The sequence below is a fragment of the Bradyrhizobium sp. ISRA430 genome, assembly GCF_029909975.1.
Taxonomy (GTDB): domain Bacteria; phylum Pseudomonadota; class Alphaproteobacteria; order Rhizobiales; family Xanthobacteraceae; genus Bradyrhizobium.
This window is the reverse complement of sequence record NZ_CP094516.1, coordinates 7,103,838-7,123,457: the sequence shown is the minus strand read 5'-3', so window position 1 is coordinate 7,123,457 and position 19,620 is coordinate 7,103,838. Positions and strand designations below refer to the sequence as shown.

At 63.9% G+C, this 19,620-nt stretch carries 3 protein-coding genes; all 3 read right to left on the bottom strand.

Translation table 11 applies throughout. The features are described from left to right. Positions 1-4 precede the first annotated feature (4 nt). Genes MTX21_RS33640 through MTX21_RS33630 form a run of 3 tightly spaced genes read right to left on the bottom strand, consistent with a single transcriptional unit; the run spans position 5 to position 19,616 of the window. Entirely contained in the window at positions 5-568 is a 564-nt protein-coding gene (locus tag MTX21_RS33640) for a DUF6434 domain-containing protein (RefSeq protein WP_280968840.1), read from the bottom strand. Between the two features lie 41 nt (positions 569-609). Next, entirely contained in the window at positions 610-12,441 is an 11,832-nt protein-coding gene (locus MTX21_RS33635) for an amino acid adenylation domain-containing protein (protein WP_280968839.1), read from the bottom strand. Next, on the bottom strand, positions 12,438-19,616 hold the full coding sequence (locus tag MTX21_RS33630; protein ID WP_280968838.1) for a beta-ketoacyl synthase N-terminal-like domain-containing protein: 7,179 nt from the start codon (positions 19,614-19,616) through the stop codon (positions 12,438-12,440). Before MTX21_RS33630 ends, MTX21_RS33635 begins: the two co-directional genes overlap by 4 nt. Between the last annotated feature and the right edge of the window lie 4 nt (positions 19,617-19,620).

The following is a 19,620-nucleotide window of genomic DNA, read 5'->3' as shown; positions in this document are numbered from 1 at the left end:
AGGTTCACGGCTGGCCTCCGGCTTTCTTTCGAGACCGCACATATTTCTGGTTGCCGGCAGTGGTCTTGACGGCATTCCATGCCGCGGCCGCTTCCTTCATCGATTTGCCCTTGTTTTTCGGATCAGCGAAGAACGCGCGTATGAAGCGATTGTACTTTCCGTGAGCGGCGATCGGCGGCACATAATCCGGATTCCGCCGCTTATCGCGCTCAGCGATCCACTGATCGACCAGATCGCCGTAGGTCAGGTTCTTGTGGGCAAATCGATACTGGTTCAACTGGTAGGTGAAATGAAACTCCGGGCCGATCTGCGATTCGAAGAAGGCGCGGGTTTTCTCGTCGCTCTTGTAGTTTACAACAGGCGTATCGCGCGTCAGCTTCCTGTCCGAATCACGTTCCTTGGTCGAGGACTGCTTCGGCTCCGCCACCGCACGCTTTCCGAGCAATCGGCGCTCAATTCGTGACGCCAATTCCGGCTTGTATCCACCGGTCGACACACCAAGCTCGCGCGCGAACTTCTGCAGATCGGCTTTCATCCAGTAATACTGTCTGAAATCCTCGATCGACATTTCCGGGTGAAGCCTCGGTTTCCTTGCCATTTGACGGATACTCAGTGCTCTACACTCTTGAGAAAGTTGGTAAGTTCCGAGTTGAACTCGCTGGCATGGGTGAGGAAAGGATAGTGGCCGGCATTAGCTATCCTTAGAACTCTGGCGTTTGGCATCTTGCCCGCGATGCTGACGGATACTGCCGGAGCAACCACCGTGTCGCAGGTTCCTGTAATGAACAGCGTCGGAGCGGCGATCTTCGGTGCCCATTCCGATGGGCGCAGCGACAGAATTTCGTTCAGGTAACGCATTCCAACGGCTGGACTTGCCCGCTGGCTATTCAGCAGTAGCCTCCGGGCACTCTCGATGACCTCGCGCCGCGGCGCGTTCTCGGGTACGCCTAGCAGGCGCTCGAAGTCAGCGGACAGCGAGTCCGCCGCCGCCTTGGTGAGCGCGGCCGCTTCTTTGACGGACAGTCCCTCGAGGGGAATTGCCGGCACGGCAAGATCCTCCGCCACGGCACCGCACAGGGTCAAGGAGGCAACGAGGTCGGCGTGGTGCGCTCCCAGATATTGGGCCGGCACGGTGCCGAAACAGGAGGCCACGATGTGGACCGGCCTGTTTAGTCCAAGCTGATGCAAGGTGTCCGCAATCGTATCCGCCAAGGCCGATATTGCCGTGCTCTTCGGCGCCTTGCTCCGGCCGTGACCGGGCGGATGGAGCGCAAACAGCGACCAATCGGACGAGAGGCGCTTGAACTGCTCGTGAAACACGGGCGCCGTCAGGCCGATACCCGGCAGGAACAGCACCGGCGGACCGCTGCCACGGCTTGCAACCTCGATCAGGGCGTCGGCATTTTTGCCGACGGTCCAGAAATGAAGCGCGCCAACACCGTTGCGCTTCGAGGTGTTGCGTGGCTCGGGCGGCGGCTCTTCCAGCCGCTGCGGATATTCCTTTAGCGCGACGTCGGCATCTTCGGCCACCGCCGCATCGACCAGGGTGATGCCCGGAGGAAGCGCGCCGTCACCCTCGATCGCCGATTCAAGTGTGGACTTGCCGTTGATCGGCACCGTCGTTGCGCGCTGACCCACCGCGGTACCGATATAGCTCGCGATCTCGCGCAATGTCGGCAACTCGATTAGGTCGTCGACGGGCAGCCGACCGAACGCCTCCTCGACCAGGGTGAAGAAATCAATGATCAGGATCGAATCGACGCCGTAATCGACGATGTCCCGCTCCGGATCGATCTCGTCGGCGGCGATCCTCAGCACCTGCCCCAGCAGATCCTTGAGCAACGCCTCGATAACGGCGGGCTCGCGCCCCAGGCCATCCAGCCGTGCCCCGACCGGTCCCGCCGGAGAGGCGGGTGCGGCCACAGTTTCAACCCTCGGCAGTTCGTCGATCTCGGGCGCGGATGCGCGCGGTTGCGCCTGCTGCGCCGGACTCGCCTCCGGCTCGATGACAAAGCCCATGCGCTGCAGCGCAGCTTGCCCGATATCGAACACGACGAGCTGGGGAAGTCCGCTCTCCAAGGCGTGCTCCAGCGCGCCGAGCGCCTCGTCCGCATTCAGCATGCGCACGCCCTTGACATGAAGCGTCGCGGGATTGCCGCGGGTCGAACCTTCCCAATAACCCCAATTGACGCTCAGGATTCGGCCATTTTGCGCCTGAGCGAGCCCGTCTTGAAACGCACAGGCGGCGCTGTAGGTTGCCCACCCAACGTTCCCGGCAAAGGCCTCGGCGGACGACATCAGCACGACCTGCTGCACCGGATATTCCTCGAGTACCTCGAGCAGATTGAGGCTGCCAATCATCTTGACACCGACGGAGGCCTCGAATGCCGCTTCCTCCATTGTGGACAGGCGCCCGATGCTGAAGTCGAGGCCGCAGTGAAACACCGCCTCGACCGGTCCGACCTGGGACCAGACCTTGACGAAGGCGTTGCGCAATCCGTCGGTATCGGTCGCATCGGCGCGAACATAGGTGAGCTTGCCGCCAAGATCCTCGATCTGGGCCATGGCCGCCGCGATGTCGGAATCGGAATCCCGGCGCCCAACCCAGGTAATGTGAGCGCCGTATTTTCGCGCCAGCGCCTCAGACAACCGGCGCCCGACCACGCCGCTGCCACCGATAACGAGGCAACGATGTTCCTTGTGGAACACTTGTGCCGCACCGGGCCGCCGCGGCGGCGTCGCGCGAAGCGCGCGGCGAAATACCTGCCCGCCCCTGATGACGGCGGTGGAACGGACGCCGCGGTCTTCCCGCAGAACCCGCAGCGCTTGCCGCACATCGGCATCCTGCATGGCTCCATCCGCCGATAGCGCGACGTCGACACATGTCGCCCTCGCACGTGGCAACTCTCTGCCGAGCGCCACGGTGAGCGCCGCTGCGGCCGTCGCTATCGGATTGACTTCCTCGTCCCCTATGCGATGGGCGTTGACCGTGATGACGCGCAACGCCGGGCACGGCTCCTTGCTGTTGACGGCCGCAAGAGCCTTCGCAAGCCAGCGCAGGGGCTGCAGCGCCGATCGGTCGGCTTCCGCGAGCCGGTCGGGCGTCAGGACCGGACCGCCTCCTCCAATGAGCAGGAGGATTTCCGAGACATGCGGCGTGGCAGCGATGGCACTCGCCATGTCCTCGGGCTGACCCAGTTCCTCGAGACTGACAAATTGCACCCTGTGCGCGACCAGCTGACGCATCAGCGCCAGGCGCGCCTCTTCCAGATGTCTTGCGCACAGGACGATGCTTGTCCCATCCGGGTCGGTGCCGGGCGTCGCATCCACGGATTCGGGCGCCTCAGGCGTCCTGACCCAGACCACCTCGCGCGGGAGCCAAGCGGATCGTATCGAGCGGTCACCGAATTGCAGCGCTGAGATACTCAGGCGCGGCGTGTCATCGTCGCCAAGAACCAGCAAGCGCTGTGCGCCCTTCCACGGTCCGACCACGATCCGTCCCTTGCGCGGCAGCTTTCCATGCAGGGTCAGCCGCTCGAATCGCGCGCCGGAGAAAGGCCCGGTTTCTTGCCTGGCCGATGCAGCAGCCCGCAAGCCCTGCTGCAGCAGGTCCATCAGCTGCAGGCCCTCGTTCTCCTCCGCCGAATTGCCGCCGGCCGGCTCGATAGGCGATATAGACGAATCTTGCCCGGTCGGCCGCCAGTCCGCTTCGGCCTCATCATTGGCTTGCGGCCGCATGACCGCGGTGAAGCAGGGCTCAGCCTGATTCCCGTCGAGGCGGGCCCTGATGTCATAGATTCCGGCCTCGCCTGGAATCAGTTCGACGAGCATGTCACGGACATCGGCACTCAGCGGAGGGGCGCCCGTCCAGCTCGCATCACTCAGACTATGGGTCTTGGAAATGCCGCTCAGCCGTGCCGCCGCCATCGCCGTTGCGAGCATGCAAGCAGGACTGAGCGACGGCTTCCCGTCCGCGATGCAGTCCTTTACGCCAGGCACGCTGCCGGAGAGCGATTTGCGGAAGGTGAGACCGCTATTGATGCTCTTCTCCGGGTCGATGGCGTCGATCAACGGGTCCAGGGCGCCGGCCTTGCCGCGAACCAGCGTGGTCGGCTCCGCAACGCGGCAGATGAGCTTGGCGAAGGGATAGCCAGGCAACGACAGGCGCCGGCGCGTGCCCCGTCCGTAAAGCGCCGTCCAGTCGATGTCCGCTCCCTCGCACCAGAGCCGCGCCAGCTTCTCCAGGCGGCGATTGCGGATCAGATTGCGCAGGAAGACCTGCTCGGTGCCGCCCTCCGTCCGCTCCCGCGCCCTGGCCACCGTTCCTTGCCATATCCGCGGGTCTTCGGCGCGCTCGAGAAGCGCCTTGCGGAGCAGCTCGACGAGCTCTTTCCGCGAGCGCGCGACGAAGGCAAGACGCGAGCGCATCGCGTCACGCCCCGTCTGCAGGGTGTAGGCTATATCGGCAATATCCGGAAGCTGCTCGCGCGCGGGGGACTTTGCGCGGTCGAGTTGCCGTGCAAGCTCTGCCGGATCGGCCCAGTCGGCCAGGCGAACCTCATCGAGCGCGACACCAAGCGCGTCGGCGATATTTGCTTCGAGGGTCGCGGCGGCGGGCTCCGACAGGCCGAATTCATCGAAGCGGTCATCGGCGTTCAGGAAGCGGCGATCGAGCGACAATGTCTTCGATATGACGTCGAGAATGACGGTTTCACGATTTGCGGCGGACACGGCCACCCGCGGAGAGGGATCCTCCTTTGCCGGGTCGAGCGGTGCCTGCTCCAGCGCCCCGAGCAGCATGCGAACACATTCCAGCAGCCGCTCCTCGCTGGCAGCCGACAGTGGCACAAGATGGGCTTCGTCGCCGGACGCATCGACGATCCCTCGCGTCCCTATCCACTCCTCAAGGATGACATGGGCGTTTGCGCCTCCCGCGCCGAAGCTGCTGACTCCGGCCCGGCGCGGCACCGCATGTCGTGCGGGCCAGGGCGCAAGCTCGCGCTGCACCCGAAACGGCGTGCTCTCGAAGGCGATGTTGGGGTTCGGAGGATTCGAGTGAATCGACGGCACCAGCGACTTGTGGTGCATCTGCAGCAGAACCTTGATGACGCCGGCGATCCCGGCCGCCGATTCCGCGTGACCGATGTTCGACTTCACCGAACCGATGGCGCATTGCCTGTCCGCTTCGTCCCATGGCTGCAGCGCCGCCGCAAGCGCCGACACCTCAATCGGATCGCCGAGCGAGGTCCCGGTGCCATGGGCCTCGACATAGCTGAGGCTGACCGGTTCTATTCCGGCCCTGCTCAATGCGGTGCGCACCACGCTTGTCTGCGCCTTCGGGTTCGGCACGGTGTAGCCGCTGGTGCGGCCGTCGTGATTGATCGCGGTGGCACGGATCAGCCCCAGGATACGATCGCCGTCGCGCTCGGCCGCCGACCGGAGCTTCAGCATGATTACGCCGACACCCTCGCCCGCGACATAGCCATCGCCGCCGGCACCGAACGCGTGACAGCGGCCGTCGGTCGCGGCAAAATGGCGCTTGCACAGGAACAAGTGCTTGCTCGGATGCGCATTGACGTTGACGCCGCCGGCGAGTGCCGCCGTGGACTCGCCGCTGCGCAGGCTTGCGCAAGCGAGGTGGATCGCCGTAAGCGACGACGAACACATGCTGTCGACCGCGAGGCTCGGCCCCTTGAGGTCAAAGGAATACGACACGCGATTGGCGATCGAGCCATAGGAGGAGGCGGCATCCCCCTTCTCGAGTCCCCACATCTCGTATTGTCCCCACATCACGCCGGCGAAGACGCCGATCTCGGAGCCGGCGACCGAAGACGACGGATATCCCGCGTCCTCCAGACAGTGGTAGGCGCTCATGAGGAACAGACGTTCCTGCGGATCGATCATGTCGGCTTCGCGCTTGGACATCCGGAAGAACATCGGATCGAACGCGAAGGCATCCTGGATGAAGGCGCCCCATCGGAAGCCGGAAGCGGGGCCGACGCTGGCGTCGCCCGGCGACACGACAAGCCGGTGGTCCCATCGGTCAGCCGGCACTTCCGAAACGGAATCCCGTCCTTCCCGAAGATTTCGCCAGAACCCGTCCAAATCATCGGCGTCCGGAAAGCGTCCGCTCATGCCGATAATGGCAATATCGTCGTTATCGACCGGTGCTGGACGGGCGAGCTTCGCCTTCGCCTGATCCTCGGTCAGGCGGGCGGACTGCGAGGAATTGCGATGGCTTCGGGAAGACGCCCCGTCCGCTTCGTTACGCGGCGGAGCAAGCTTGTCCGGGTAATTCTCCGCCAAATGCTCGCACAGCGACTGCACGGTCTGGTGTTCGAAGAACAAGGTCTTTGGCAGAAGCCCGAAGGTGCGCTCCAGCCGTTCGGTGACGGCCATGATGATGACGGAGTCGATGCCGTATTCCTCAAAGCGGGCGTCGGCGTTGATCTCGTCGGGACGCAGTTTGGACTCAGCGGCAATCGCGTCGACTATTGCGGTCTTGGCGTTGCTATAAAGCTCTTCGTTGCGCATCGTTTCAGCCCCGCCTTTGGCAAGTTCTGCAGTGGACTCCGGCATCGCCGACCGGAAGCGCTGCGGAACCCACTTGCCGAGCGCTTCGGCATCACCGCCGACGACGAGCAAATTTTCTCTATCGGCCATGAGCGCCCATTCGAGAGCGGCGAGGCCTGTCGCGGTCTGGAGTTCACCGAGCCCCTCGCGCTCCCTGAGGCGATCAAGCATGCGCGGCGGGATTTTCATGCCTCCGTCACGCCACGGCCCCCAGCCGACGGCGAGGGTGCGTCCGCTGCGCTGGCCTTTGCGCACCATCGCCGCGCGGAGGCCCGCGAAGCCTTCGAGCCAAGCGTTGGCGAAGGCATAGCCACTTTGACCGGCGTTACCGATGCTCGCCGCCAGTGACGAAAACAACACAAAGAAGTCCAGCGCATCGTCCCGTGTTTCGAGGTCGAGATATCGGGCGCCGAGCAGCTTCGGGCGCACGACATTGGCAAGATCGTCCGCAGCCAGCCGCAAGACCAGTCCGTCCCGCAGAACGCCGGCGACGTGGAAGACGCCGTCGATGCGGCCAAAGCGGGAACGCGTGCGATCGATCAGCGTCCGCACCTCGTCGCGAACCGTCACATCCGCCTGCAGGTATTCGATCTCTGCGCCGGGACGACGCAGCGACGCGAGCCGCGGCTCAGCCTGCTCGCGCGATGAGCGGCCGCATAGCATCAGCCGGGCGCCAAAGCGGCCGGCGAGGTCGCGCGCGATCAGGCGACCCAGGCCCCCGAGACCGCCGGTCACGACATAGACGGCGCCGGGGCGGAACGGAGACTGCGACAATGCCGCCGGCTCGATCCGCTCGACACAAGGGATGAGGAGCTGGCCGTCCCGGCAATCGACCACGACTTCCGGCGGTAGCGATGGGCTCGAAACGACACGCAGAACAGCGTTGGCAACATCCGGATCCGACCAATCGCCGCCCCGCGGGGTGCGAAGCCCTACGACGGAAACCATCAGCGTCGGCTCTTCTATCCGAAGGCAGCGAGCGAATGCCCCGATGGCAGCTTCGATCGACCTGTCCTGGTCGCCGTCGGACGCCACCAATCGTGCTGCGAGCAGCTGCACTGGGCTACGCTCTCGCCTTCGCGCGATCGCCCTGGCAAGCGCGGCGAGCCTCGCAAGGTCAATGTTCCAGCTGGCCAGACCGGTCTCGAGGATGATGGTCAGCGCCGCGTGATCGCGATCGCCCTCCAGGCCGCCCAGCAGGCGCGCCCAATCGCCTTCCTTTGTCGTGGCGTCGTCCAATGGTTGGTAGCGCGTCGCCACGCCACGCGCCTTCAGGCGGTCGGCCAATCCGCCGCAGCCACACACAAGCAAGGGCACGTCCGACCGGACCTCCCGTTCCAATGGGGAAAGCACCAGCGACACATTGCCGAGTGTTTTGGCAAACACGACGGGCTTCGGGGCTGCAGAGCGGAGCACCGCGGCAAAGCCTTCGACCCGGACACAACAGCGTCCATCCCTGTCGAGCAGCGTGAGATTGGTGATGCGGGGTGCAGCCTCGCCGCCGTCAGCAGCGGAAACGATCGCCGTCGCGCTCTGCGGAAGTGGCCCATGGATCGTGAGCGTGTCGATTGACAAGGGAATGGGCAGGCCCTCCGGCTGACCGGATTCGAGCTGCCAGTACAGCGCCGCCTGAAAGGCGCCATCCAGGATTGCTGGAGCGGCCGACGCCGCCGGGAGCGATAGAGTTGCCACGCAATGCTCCCGGTCGCATGACGCTTTCAGGACGGCGCGCAGCGTCGGGCCGAGCTCGACCTGATGGGCGCGCAGGCTCGCGTAGACGGTTTCGGCCCGGCAAAGGATCGGCGGCAGAGTCGGAAGCGCATATTCGACAGAGTTCGGTTTGGCCTCTGCGCCAACGGCTTGGCACAGCGGTGGGCCGTCGGCTTTGGCGCGCACCGCCAATGTGTAGCCGCTCTCGTTCTCTTCCCATCTCAGGTTCAAGGCTGCCGGAACGTCATCGGAGGCGATGTTGCCAAGGAACTTGATACGCTCGAGCCTGATCGCGTCCGCTCCGGTCAACCAGCGGGTCAGGTCCGCCAGCAAATGGATGAAAACGGCGCCGGGAATCAGGACGCGCCCTTCGATCCTGTGGTCGGCTATCAGCGCCGCGAACGGCGCCAGCGCGGCCTCGGATTGTCCCTTTCCCTTGGCTCGCTCTGGTGCGCGCGGCGCCCACGCCGGCCAGTGTACCGTGCGTAAGAACGGATAGGTCGGGATTGCCGTGCGACTGGCGCCACCCCACCCCATGCGGCTCTCCAGGACACGCAAATCCGCCGCCTTGCCTGCCACCCAGGCACGCGCTGTCTCCGCCAGCCACTCCGCGCCCTCGGCGGCATTCCAGACACGCTCGAGATCTGCAGCGCCGATCATGCTGCGGAACGTCTCGCACGCCTGTTCGAGGGTATCGACGATGCATACCAGCCGATGCTTGAAAGTCGGACGGCCTCTCAGCGACGTGAAACCGATGTCGATCAGCCGACCGCTTCCTATGCCCGTCTTGATCAGCTCTGCAAAATAACTCGCATGGATCTCGGCGTAGACACGAAGCGTTCCGGCATCTTGTGCGGAAACGAAGATTGCTTGTGGCGGAATCGCATCGACCGGCGCGGGAGACGAAGGCGGCGGACACTCCAGCACGACGTGCACATTGGTCCCGCCGAAGCCGAAAGAGCTGACGCCCGCTCGCCGGGGCGTGTCGGGATCGGCCGCCTTGACCGGCCAGGTGCCGCCGTCACCTGCGATATAGAACGGCGAGCCTGCAAGATCGATGTAGCCGTTCAACCGCTTGAAATGCGCAATAGGCGGCACCACGGAGAAACGCGCGGCAAGAACAGCCTTCACAAGACCGACCAATCCGGCAGCGGCTTCGAGATGGCCGACATTCGCCTTGACGGCGCTCAGCGCGCAGTGCCGTTCGCCGCCTTCGAGCCCATGCTCCCGATAGAGCTCGGCAAACGCGTCGACCAGCGCGCGCGTCTCGATTGGATCACCGAGAACGGTGCCCGTGCCGTGCGCTTCGATGAGCCCGACGGTTCGCGGATCGATGGCGGCCTGACGGTACGCCTGAACGATGACGTCCTTCTGGGCTTCCGGCGTGGGAGCCGTCAGCGACGCGCTGCGGCCATTATGGTTGACGGCCGAGCCGAGAACGATCCCGTAGATGCAGTTGGCCCGCGCCTGAGCAGCATCGACCCGCTTTAGGTAGATGACCGCAACGCCCTCGCCGCGCGCGTATCCGTTGGCGTTCGCATCGAATGTCTTGCAGGCCCCGTCCGGGGAGAGCATGCCGAGGCGCTGGAGCGAAAGATCGGTCGCGTCGTCCAGCATCAGGCTGACACCGCCGACAATCGCCGCCTCGCAATCGCCGCTCGCGATCGCGCGGACCGCCCGATGAAGAGCGACGAGGGAGCTCGAACAGGCGGTGTCCACCACCTCGCTCGGCCCCCGAAGGTCGAATGCAAAGGAGATCCGGTTAGCCAATAACGAGGGGGCGATACCGGTCAGAGTGTGCCCGGTCAAATTGTCGCTGTCCCGGTGGGCGAGCCTCGAGAAGTCATCGCCGGTTGCGCCCACGAACACGCCGGTGCGTGAGCCCGCCAGCGCGCTCGGATCCTCGCCCGCATGTTCGATTGCCGTCCACGCGGACTCGAGCAGCAACCGCTGGCGCGGATCCATCACTTCTGCCTCGCGCGGGGTGATGCCAAAGAACTTGGCGTCGAATGCGGCGATATGCTTCAGGAAGCCGCCCCGTCCGGCGCGACCGCGCTGCTGCGGCCGTCCACCAACCTCGGACGAGGCCGTCAGGCAGTCGCGGCCGGACCGAACGGCTTCCCAGAACTCGTGAAGATTCTCCAGGCCGGCGACGCGGCAGCTCATGCCGACGATCGCAACAGCGCCTGCTATTCGATCCGTGCCGACCGCTTCTGCCTTGATCGGATCGGATGCAGTCGGAGGCGCTACGACCGGCTCGGGCGCCAGCGCGCTCGCAATCGCTGCCACCGCGGACAGCGTTCCACCCCGGTAGAATTCGACCGGACTCATCCGGATTCCGAACACCGTGAACAGGCGCCCCGAGAGCAGCGCAAATTCGAGAGACCCCAGCCCGATTTCGCCGAGCGGACGATCGCCTGCAACGTGGTCCGGAAGGTCCGGTCGCAGCGTCTTGATCTCGCCGCGGAGAAACACGTCAAGCGTCGCGGCCGTGAGGGTGCTGCGCGCCGCAGCGGCGCTACGATCATGATCCGGTAGAGACGGTTCGGAATCGGCAAACAGCCGCGCGACTGCCCGGCGATCGAGCTTGCCGTTGACCGTCAACGGAATCGATTCGATCAGCCGGATGTTGTCGGGAATCATGTAGGTCGGCAGCAGACGCGTCAGTGCGGCGCGCAACTCGGTCGGATTTGCAGAAGTCTGCTGTCGTGGCACTCCGGCCGCGACGATACGACTGGTGCCAGCCGTTCCCTGAACTGCGACGGCCACGGCCTGCGACAGGCCGCATCGCCGCAGCGCAGCCTCGACCTCGCCAAGGTCGACGCGATAGCCACGGACATTGATCTGGTTGTCGAGCCGCCCTAACAATTCGATCATGCCATCAGGCCACCAGCGCGCGGCATCGCCGGTGCGATACATGCGCTCGGCACCGCCGGCGAACGGGTCCGGAACGAAACGGGACGCGGTCAGTTCGGCATCGCCGAGATAGCCCTCTGCCAGGCAATCGCCGGCGATATAGAGCTCGCCGGCGACATTGACGTCGCACACCGCGAGATCCTCTCCGAGAATGTAATAGCGGGCATTCTGGATCGGCCGCCCGTACGGAATGCTCGTCCATGTCGGGTCGATGTCGCGAACCGGAAAGTAGTTCGACCATATCGTCGCCTCGGTCGCGCCCCCGAGCGAGACGACCTGTGCCTTGGGGAGGGCCGAGCGCAACTGCTCGGGCAGGCTCAAGGGTATCCAGTCGCCGCTGAGGAACACCAGCCTCAGTTTGCAGATGCTGCTCGCACCATCTTGCTGGAGAAGAAATGGAACGAGTGTTTGCAGTAAGGCCGGCGTCGAGTTCCAGAAACTGATCGGCTCGCGCTGCAGCATCTCGGCGCAGGCGATGGGATCCTTCCGTTTGTCACGCGGCACGATTCGAACGCTCGCGCCGAGCGCAGGCAAGCCCAACAGATCGAAAATCGAAAGGTCAAAGGAGGCGGGGCTGACCCATAGGCCAGTGTCCCCAGGACCTATTCCGAAGGTCAGGGCGGTCCATTCAATGAGATTGACCAGGGGTCTATGCGCAACGACCACGATCTTGGGCACGCCGCTGCTGCCCGATGTCGGGATTCCATAAGCGGGATCGCCGGACGTCAGGCTTGCGCGCGGTCGCGCTTCCGAAAGCTGCGATTGCTCAAGCTGCTGTAGGTCCACAACGATCGTGTAGAGTCCCAGCGCCTCGAAAGAGCCGGCAACGCCCTGCTCAATTACTGCAAAGGCCACCCCATCGGCGGTGGCAATTTCGGCAATCCGGGACGGCGGCTCTTCGATCTCGATCGGAATGAACGCTGCGCCCGTCTTCAGCACGGCCAGAACGCTAACCAGGAAAGCGTTGGTTCGCTCGAGGCAAATGATGACATAGTCGCCCCTGCCGACACCTGCCGCAAGCAGGTGATTTGCGAGCTTGTTTGCAAGCCGGTCCAGGCTGGCGAATGTAAGCTCGCCATCTTCGGACACGGCGGCGATGTCGTGGGGGTGGGACGCTGCCCGGGCTTCTATCAGACTCTCCAGGCGCACGTCACCGGCATAGGGGCGGGCCGTGTCATTCCATTTCATCAGCATCCGCTTGACCGGCGCTTCGTCGGTGCTGACAACTTCCGCCTCTGTCATCGCCGCATCCACCCTTGCCGAACCCTGCCAACCACTTCCACAAAGGGGGGCTTGAAGGAGGACTGGATGGCGCCCCATGCGAGATCGTCGGTGGCAAGCCGCTCAAGCAGCGTGACGTAAGCATCGAACATTGCGGCTATCGCCGCTTCCGCGATTGCGGCGCGCCGATAGTCCCAATGAACGGTCAAGCGTCCGTCCAGATTGTGCACGAAGCAATCGAGATCAACGCCCGGCGTCAGCGCTGTACCATATCCGAGCTTGATATTTTGAGGCCAGCGAAGCGGCGGCTCGCTGAGTGCGCCCGTATAGACCACGCAGTGCTGCGACCTGTCCTGGGTGAGCGCGCCTTGACCCAACCTGCTCATTGCCTCCATCGGAAATGATCCGCGATGCTGCAAATCGGCGGCAATCAGCTCCTGCACCTCCGCCGCGCGCTGGGCAAAGCTGCGCTCGCCCACCGGTTCGGAGACCCACGACAGAGCGGTGAAATCGGCAATGGCCAAAGGAGCAGCGGGAGCAACAAGATGCCTCGAGGTCAGCGCCAAGATCGTCTTGAAGGCACGATCAGCCTCATTCCACCCGGCTAATACCAGATTCAGGGCAGCGATCAGAACGCTGTCGGGCAGCAGCGAGCGCTGCGCTGCGCGCTCACGCAGGCCCTCCCATATATCCAGATCCGTCGCCAGACGCGCCACCGGAAGCTCCGCATCAAGGCCGCCGGCTGCATGGGGCTTCGGACGCGGCAGCCTCGGTCCAGGCGGGACATCTAGGAAGCGCTGTTCCCAATGGACGGGGTCCGATGGCGAGCGACCTGCCGCTGGCGCCGGCGCGCTTTGCACGAGAGACCCATCGACATGGGCCTGTCGATAGAGTTGAAACAGCTTGACATAGAGAAGCAGGGTGCTGAAGCCATCGGCGATGATCATGTCGACCGCCAGATGAACGCGTGCCCTGGCCCCGCCCAGAAGCGAGACCTGCGCACGGATGCGGGTGTTCGCAGCCTGCGTAGCCAGCATCCGAGTTCGGATGTTGGCGAGCCGTGTCGAAGAGTCCCTGGCAAGCACCAGATCGTTGACAGTCAGTGTAACGCATCTCTCCCGATTGAGCCGCAACGCGCCTTTTTCGGAGAGCTCCGCCGTCAGCGTGGGCTCCAGGTCCGTGAGGCGCCGCAGCGCCTGACGAAAACGGCCAAGGTCAAAATGCCCGACTTCGAATTCCTGATAGACAGTCCCCTCGGCCCATGGCCGCTTATCGACACGAACCGCCTCGGCCAGATAGGCGCGCTGCAGTGCGGTCAAGTGAGCCGTCTCGGGAACAGCGCCAGCGGTCCTGCGCGGCGAAGCCGCGGCAGCCTTCAGCCGCAAGCGAAAATCTTCCAACAGCGTCGCCGCTCGATCGACCGGCAAGCTGCTCTCGGCAATGTCCCAGCAGATCTGAAGGCGCTCGGCAGCCTCGCTCACCCTGCATTCGAGCGCGATGCCGGGCGTCTGCGCCCTTGCGTAGGATACATGGTCCAGCCAGCTCGGGGCCGACGGCTCGGCGCGCCGGCCAATACCCAGGCGCGGCGTAAACACCACCGCTAGCCTTGGACGATGGCCCGTCTCCCGCGCGATGTCGCCCAGAACGCTGGCTGCACACACGTCCCGGTTCTGAAGGTCCGCGGTCGCCTGCGCATTCATACGCGCGGCAACGTCCTCGAGCGGGCGGCCCGTGATCTGCTCAGCGATGACGACGCTCGTGCTTGTGAACGGCCCGACGATCGATCCAATCTGCTCGCTGAACGAACGCCGGTGAGCGTGTGTCTGAACGATCGCGAAAGGCACATCGCCCTGCTGCGGCGCAAGCGTCTGCGCAAGGCAAGCCAACACGAGATTGGTCGGAAACACGCCGATAGCCGCAGCGCGCTGCTTCAGCGAGGCCCATTCATCCGCCTCGACGACGGCCGAGCTGCGCTGGAAGCGCGTCGGCCCGGTTCCCGTCGGCGCCGCCGCTGCGCCCAAGTCGGGACTATTCGGACAGGCCTCGAGCTTGTCGCGCCAGTATTTGGCTTGACGACGGCCGTCTTGCGACGCGCGAAATACCGCCAGTTGCGAACAGTAGTCGCGGAACGTCATTTCGAGCGGCGACAGTTCGATTTCGGGCCGTTGATAGAGCGCATGCCACTCGCGGTAGATGATGTCGGCGCTAGCCCAGTCCGCAATCGAGGAGTCCATGCTCACATGGACAATGGCTGAACGGTACGCACAGATCGTCGCTTCGATCGCAAACAAGGGCCAGCGCCCTAGATCATAGAGGCGATTCGCAAGCCTGGCTCGCATCTTCCGAAGATGCGGACCGAGTTCGCGCTCGTCGCGGAGATGGTGCGCAGCCATTTCGTAGACCGGCACCCGCGGAAGTACACGCTGCCGTCCGGAGGGCGTGATTTCCGCCCGCAGCATTGGATGGCGCTCGACCAGCCGGTTCCACGCACGCGAGAGCCGCGCGACATCGAGCGTTTCCATCTCGAATTCGAGATAGGTATGGGCACCGACGCCATCCGCCATGCGGCCAAACAAGTATCCGGCCTGAACCGGGGTAAGCGCGAATTCTTCAGACTGTTCGTCAGCAGCCGTCGCGGCTCTGTCTTGTTCGGCTAGCGCCGCCGGACGGCTGCCCGCTTCACCCGGCGCGCTCCACGCGAGCCGATCGGCCAGCTCATTGAGCGACGGCGCGTCGACCAGCAGCGCAATCGGGATCTCGCGGCCGAGCCTTGCCTCAAGCCTCGCCTTCAGGTCGACGGCCGCCATCGAGTCATAGCCGTACGCGTCGAGACCGGCCGCCGCATCAATCGATGATGCCGGAATATCGAGGAGACTCCCGACCTCGTGCCGGATGTGGTCCAACAGCTCGCCGTCGTCCTGGACCTCGCCCAGCGGAAGCGAGTGCGTCGAGGCGGCGCCTTGCCGATCCGATGCAGCGGACAATGCAGGCTGCGGGTTCAGCAGAAGTTCGCGGGCCGGCCAGCAGGGCTGCCGTTCGAAACAATAAGTCGGCAGCGAAATCCGCCGCGCCGTCTCCGGCGGATACAGATCGATCCGATCGGGGCGCAGGCCGCGCTGAATGAGCGTCGCCAGTTCGACAAGGCATTCACGATACCGTTCCGCCGACGGCCTGCCGGAGCGGAGCTCCGAAACGATGCGCTCACTCCGCGTAACCAGCGTCGCCTCATCGACACTGACTGGAGGCACGCTGCAACCGTCATCCGGACCGGAATTGCTATCGGGGAGCAGAAGTCGTTCAAGCTCACGGCAGTCGGCGGCAATGATGGTCCGCAGGCAGGGCAGCCGTTCGCGACCGACTAGCAGGGTGTAAGCCACATCGCGGAGTTCGAGGCTGGGTCCGTGCGCGCCGACAAACTCCCGCAACGCAGATGCCTGCCGCGCCAGGGAGTCCGGCGTCTGCGCACTGAGCAGGATCAGATGCGCCGGAGCATCGCTTCGATCGCGATCGGGCGGCTCCGGTGCTTCTTCCACCACGCAATGGACGTTCGTGCCGCTCAGCCCGAAGGAATTGATGGCCGCGCGGCGCGGCACACCCGCGGGCGGCAACCAGTCGTGAAGCCGGTCCGAGACATAGAACGGGGTATCAGAGAAGGGGATGGACGGATTGGGCTGCAAAAAATTCAGGCTCGGCGGAATCTGACGGTGTCTCAGGCAAAGGATCGTCTTGATCAGGCCCACAACACCGGCGGCGGCGGTCAAGTGGCCGATATTCGTCTTGATTGATCCGACTGCGCACGGAGCGCGCGTTCCCGTCTCGTCGCCGATCGATCGCGCCAGGGCCTCGATCTCGATCTGATCTCCGATGGGCGTTCCGGTACCGTGCGCCTCGACGAGCGTGATCGTGCGGGGATCGATATCGTAGCGATTATAAACCTGGCGCTGCACGTCGGCTTGGGCCCGCGCGCTGGGCACGCCCAACCCGTTCGTACGACCGTCATGGCCAAGGGCGGAGCCCTTGATGACGGCGTGGATATTGTCTCCGTCGCGGCGGGCGTGCTCCAGCTGCTTGAGGACTACGAACGCAGCTCCCTCGCCCTGCACGAACCCGTCGGCGGCCGCGTCGAAGGCACGGCATTTGCCCGTCGGGGAGAATATGCCGAGCTTGCTGGTCGCAATGTAATGATCGACGGACATGATGATGCATGCACCGCCCGCGATCGCAAGCTCGCATTCTCCCTCGAGCAGGTTACGGCAGGCAAGGTGCACCGCTGATAGCGACGACGAACAGGCGGAGTCGATCGTGAGGCTCGGCCCCTTCAGGTTCATGCGAAGCGCCAGGCGAGCCGCGAACATGGAGGGATCATTGCCTAGGATCGTAGCCTTGTCGGGAGCCAGCTTGGTGCGATCGAGAAGGGTTTCGAAGTCCCCTTTGCGCAAGCCCGCAAAGATACCGACCGACATGTCCTCCAGGGCAGCAGGTGAGTATCCTGCATCCTCAAATGCGCGCCACGCTTCCTGCAGGCCGATCCGGAGTTGTGGATCCATCAATGCTGCATCGGCCGGCGATATCCGAAACAGCAGCGGATCGAACTCCTCAACGCCTAATAACAAGGCGCCCCACTTGCTGAGCGACCTGTTGGGAACGGCTGCATCGGCATCGTAGTGATCGGCAATCCGCCAGCGTTCGGCGGGTATCTCAGTCACGCTATCGCGGCCCTCGGCGAGATTTGACCACAGCTCATCCACCGTCTCGGCGCCGGGAAACCGGCCTGCCATGCCAATCACGGCGATGTCGCTGTCTCGGCCAGTCACAAGAGGCGCTCTCGGCATATCCTCGAGCCGCGAGGCCCGCCCCACTTGCACCTTGTGCACCTTGCCCGGTAGGGGCTGGTAGCTTCGAAGATGCCGCACCAGCGCGCTCACGCAGCAATGGTCAAATAGCGTGGCTGCGCTGACCGGCAGGCCAAGGCCACACAGCCGCTCCGCGAATGTGAGGAGGCGCAACGAGTCCAGGCCGAGCATCTGGAATTGCACGTTGTCCTCGATGTCGGCCGGATCCTGTCCCAGGACTTCAGCCAACAGCGAGCGGATCAGTGCAGGGTCCGCCGAATCGTCGGATTCCACCAATGCCGTGGTCGCGGCGACGGTCAAGGCTCTTCGGTCACGCTTGCCGCTCAGTGTGGTCGGCAGACGGTCCCTGATCAGGACCCGTGTCGGAATCATAAAGGACGGCAGGCGTTCTGCCAGATATAAGCGGCACTCCGTGGCCGACACGCGCGCATTGCCACGAGGCACAAGGAAGAGTACAAGCTCGCCACCCTCGCGGTCGTCGTTGCGGGAGACGGCGCAGCACTCCGCCACAGCCTCGTGCTGAAGCATCACGGTCTCGAGCTCGGAAGGCTCGACACGCATCCCGCGGACCTTCAATTGATGATCGGCCCGACCCGCCAACTTGATCGACCCGGCCGGCTCGACGAAAGCGAGATCGCCGGGCTGATAGAGAAGCGGTCCGGCGGACTGATCAATGTGATTGACGATGAAGCGCTTCGCGTATTCATCGGGCGCGTCGACATAGTCGACCGCAAGAGAGCCTCCGGCCACAGCCAGCTCGCCGATTGCACCGCGGGGCGCCAGTTGCCCAAATCGATCAACGATGTAGACGCTGAGATTTGAGATCGGCCGCCCGCCGGGCAGGGCGCTGACCTGCTTCTCTTGCGATCCCAACGCATAGTGCCAGATCGTATTGACCTCGGTGCAGCCGTAGTCCTCGACAAAAAGGCATGAGGGAAGCCGCTCGCGAAATGCACAATAGAGCTCGGGCGAGAACATCTCGCCGCCGATCGTAACGAGGCGCAGCGATGCCAGCTCGCAACTGACGCTGTCTCGCTCCAACAGCCGCATGAGCAGGGACGGCAAAATGGTAAAACGGGTCGGCCGATGCCTGGCGATGAATCCCGCCAGAAGGGCGGGATTCCGCGTGACCGACGCGGGCGCAAGAACGGTCGGCACGCCCCAGAGCAGCCCGCCCAGAAATTCCCACACTGACGGCATGACGCTTACAGGGCTGCGCTGACAGAACAACTCGTCAGCTGCGATCGGGTAGGTCTCCCACATCCAGTACAGCCGATTGAGGACCTGACGCTGGCAGTGCACCACCCCTTTCGGCCTTCCTGTCGATCCGGAGGTATACATGATCAGGAAGCGCGAGTTGGCCTCATCATACCCGCTGGAAGTGGGAACGCTGCAGTCGGAAGACCCGCTTGACTCCTCCTGGTGCAGCGCCGCGTCACCCGAACTCGCTTCTCGCATTTGGCTGGGCGCGGAGATTGGCTCAGACGCCTCGCGTGCCAACCGCTTGCCTTGCCAATCGACCGGAACCGTCTTCACGCTGGGTGAGAATGCGACGGCGCGTTCTGCATCCTTCGGCGATACACATATCGCGACGGTCGCGGTCTCCTGAACCATGCGTCGGACGTAGTCGTCCGGATAGCTTTCGTCGATAGGCAGAACGACGGCGCTCACTTTTATGGCCGCAATGAGTGCGCCGACGTAGTTGATCGAGCGGCTCATTTTTATTGCAACGACATCCCCTGGCGCCACGCCCGCGCTCAGCATTTTTCTGCTAATATCGTTGGCTAAGCTGTTCAGCTCACGATAGGTTATGGATCTCGTTTCACTCTCGACCTCCTCATCCATGAGCGCGACTGTTTCAGGTCGATCGCGCACGCGCGCTTCGAACAGTGCCTTCAGCCCTCCTTCAAGCGGATATTGCCGCTCGGGACCGCGTGCCCAGTGTAGCAGCCGTCGTCGTTCGTTCGCCGACAGTATCTGACAACGTTCAACCGGCAGATCGAGATTGCGCTCCATGTCGAGCATCGCCCGCAAGAGATGGTTCGCAACTTGCCGCGCCAACCGCCTGCTTAGCAGGTCGGCTCGATATTCGAGCCGAAGCGAAAGCCCAGCGGGCCCTTCGCCCAGCGCGAATATGATCGTCGCCCATCCATCCGCAATCGCGCGACGGATATCCCGTTCTTTTTCCTCGACAGCATTGCTCCCAAGCCAGAAAACAAGGCATCGGTGGCAGTCCGGGTCTAAGACATCGATGTTGTGGCAAAGGCCGCCTCCTGCGAAAGGCGGCATGCGCTGTCCGGCAGCCCCCGCGTCGACCATCTGCTCGGCGATCGACTTGATCAACTGC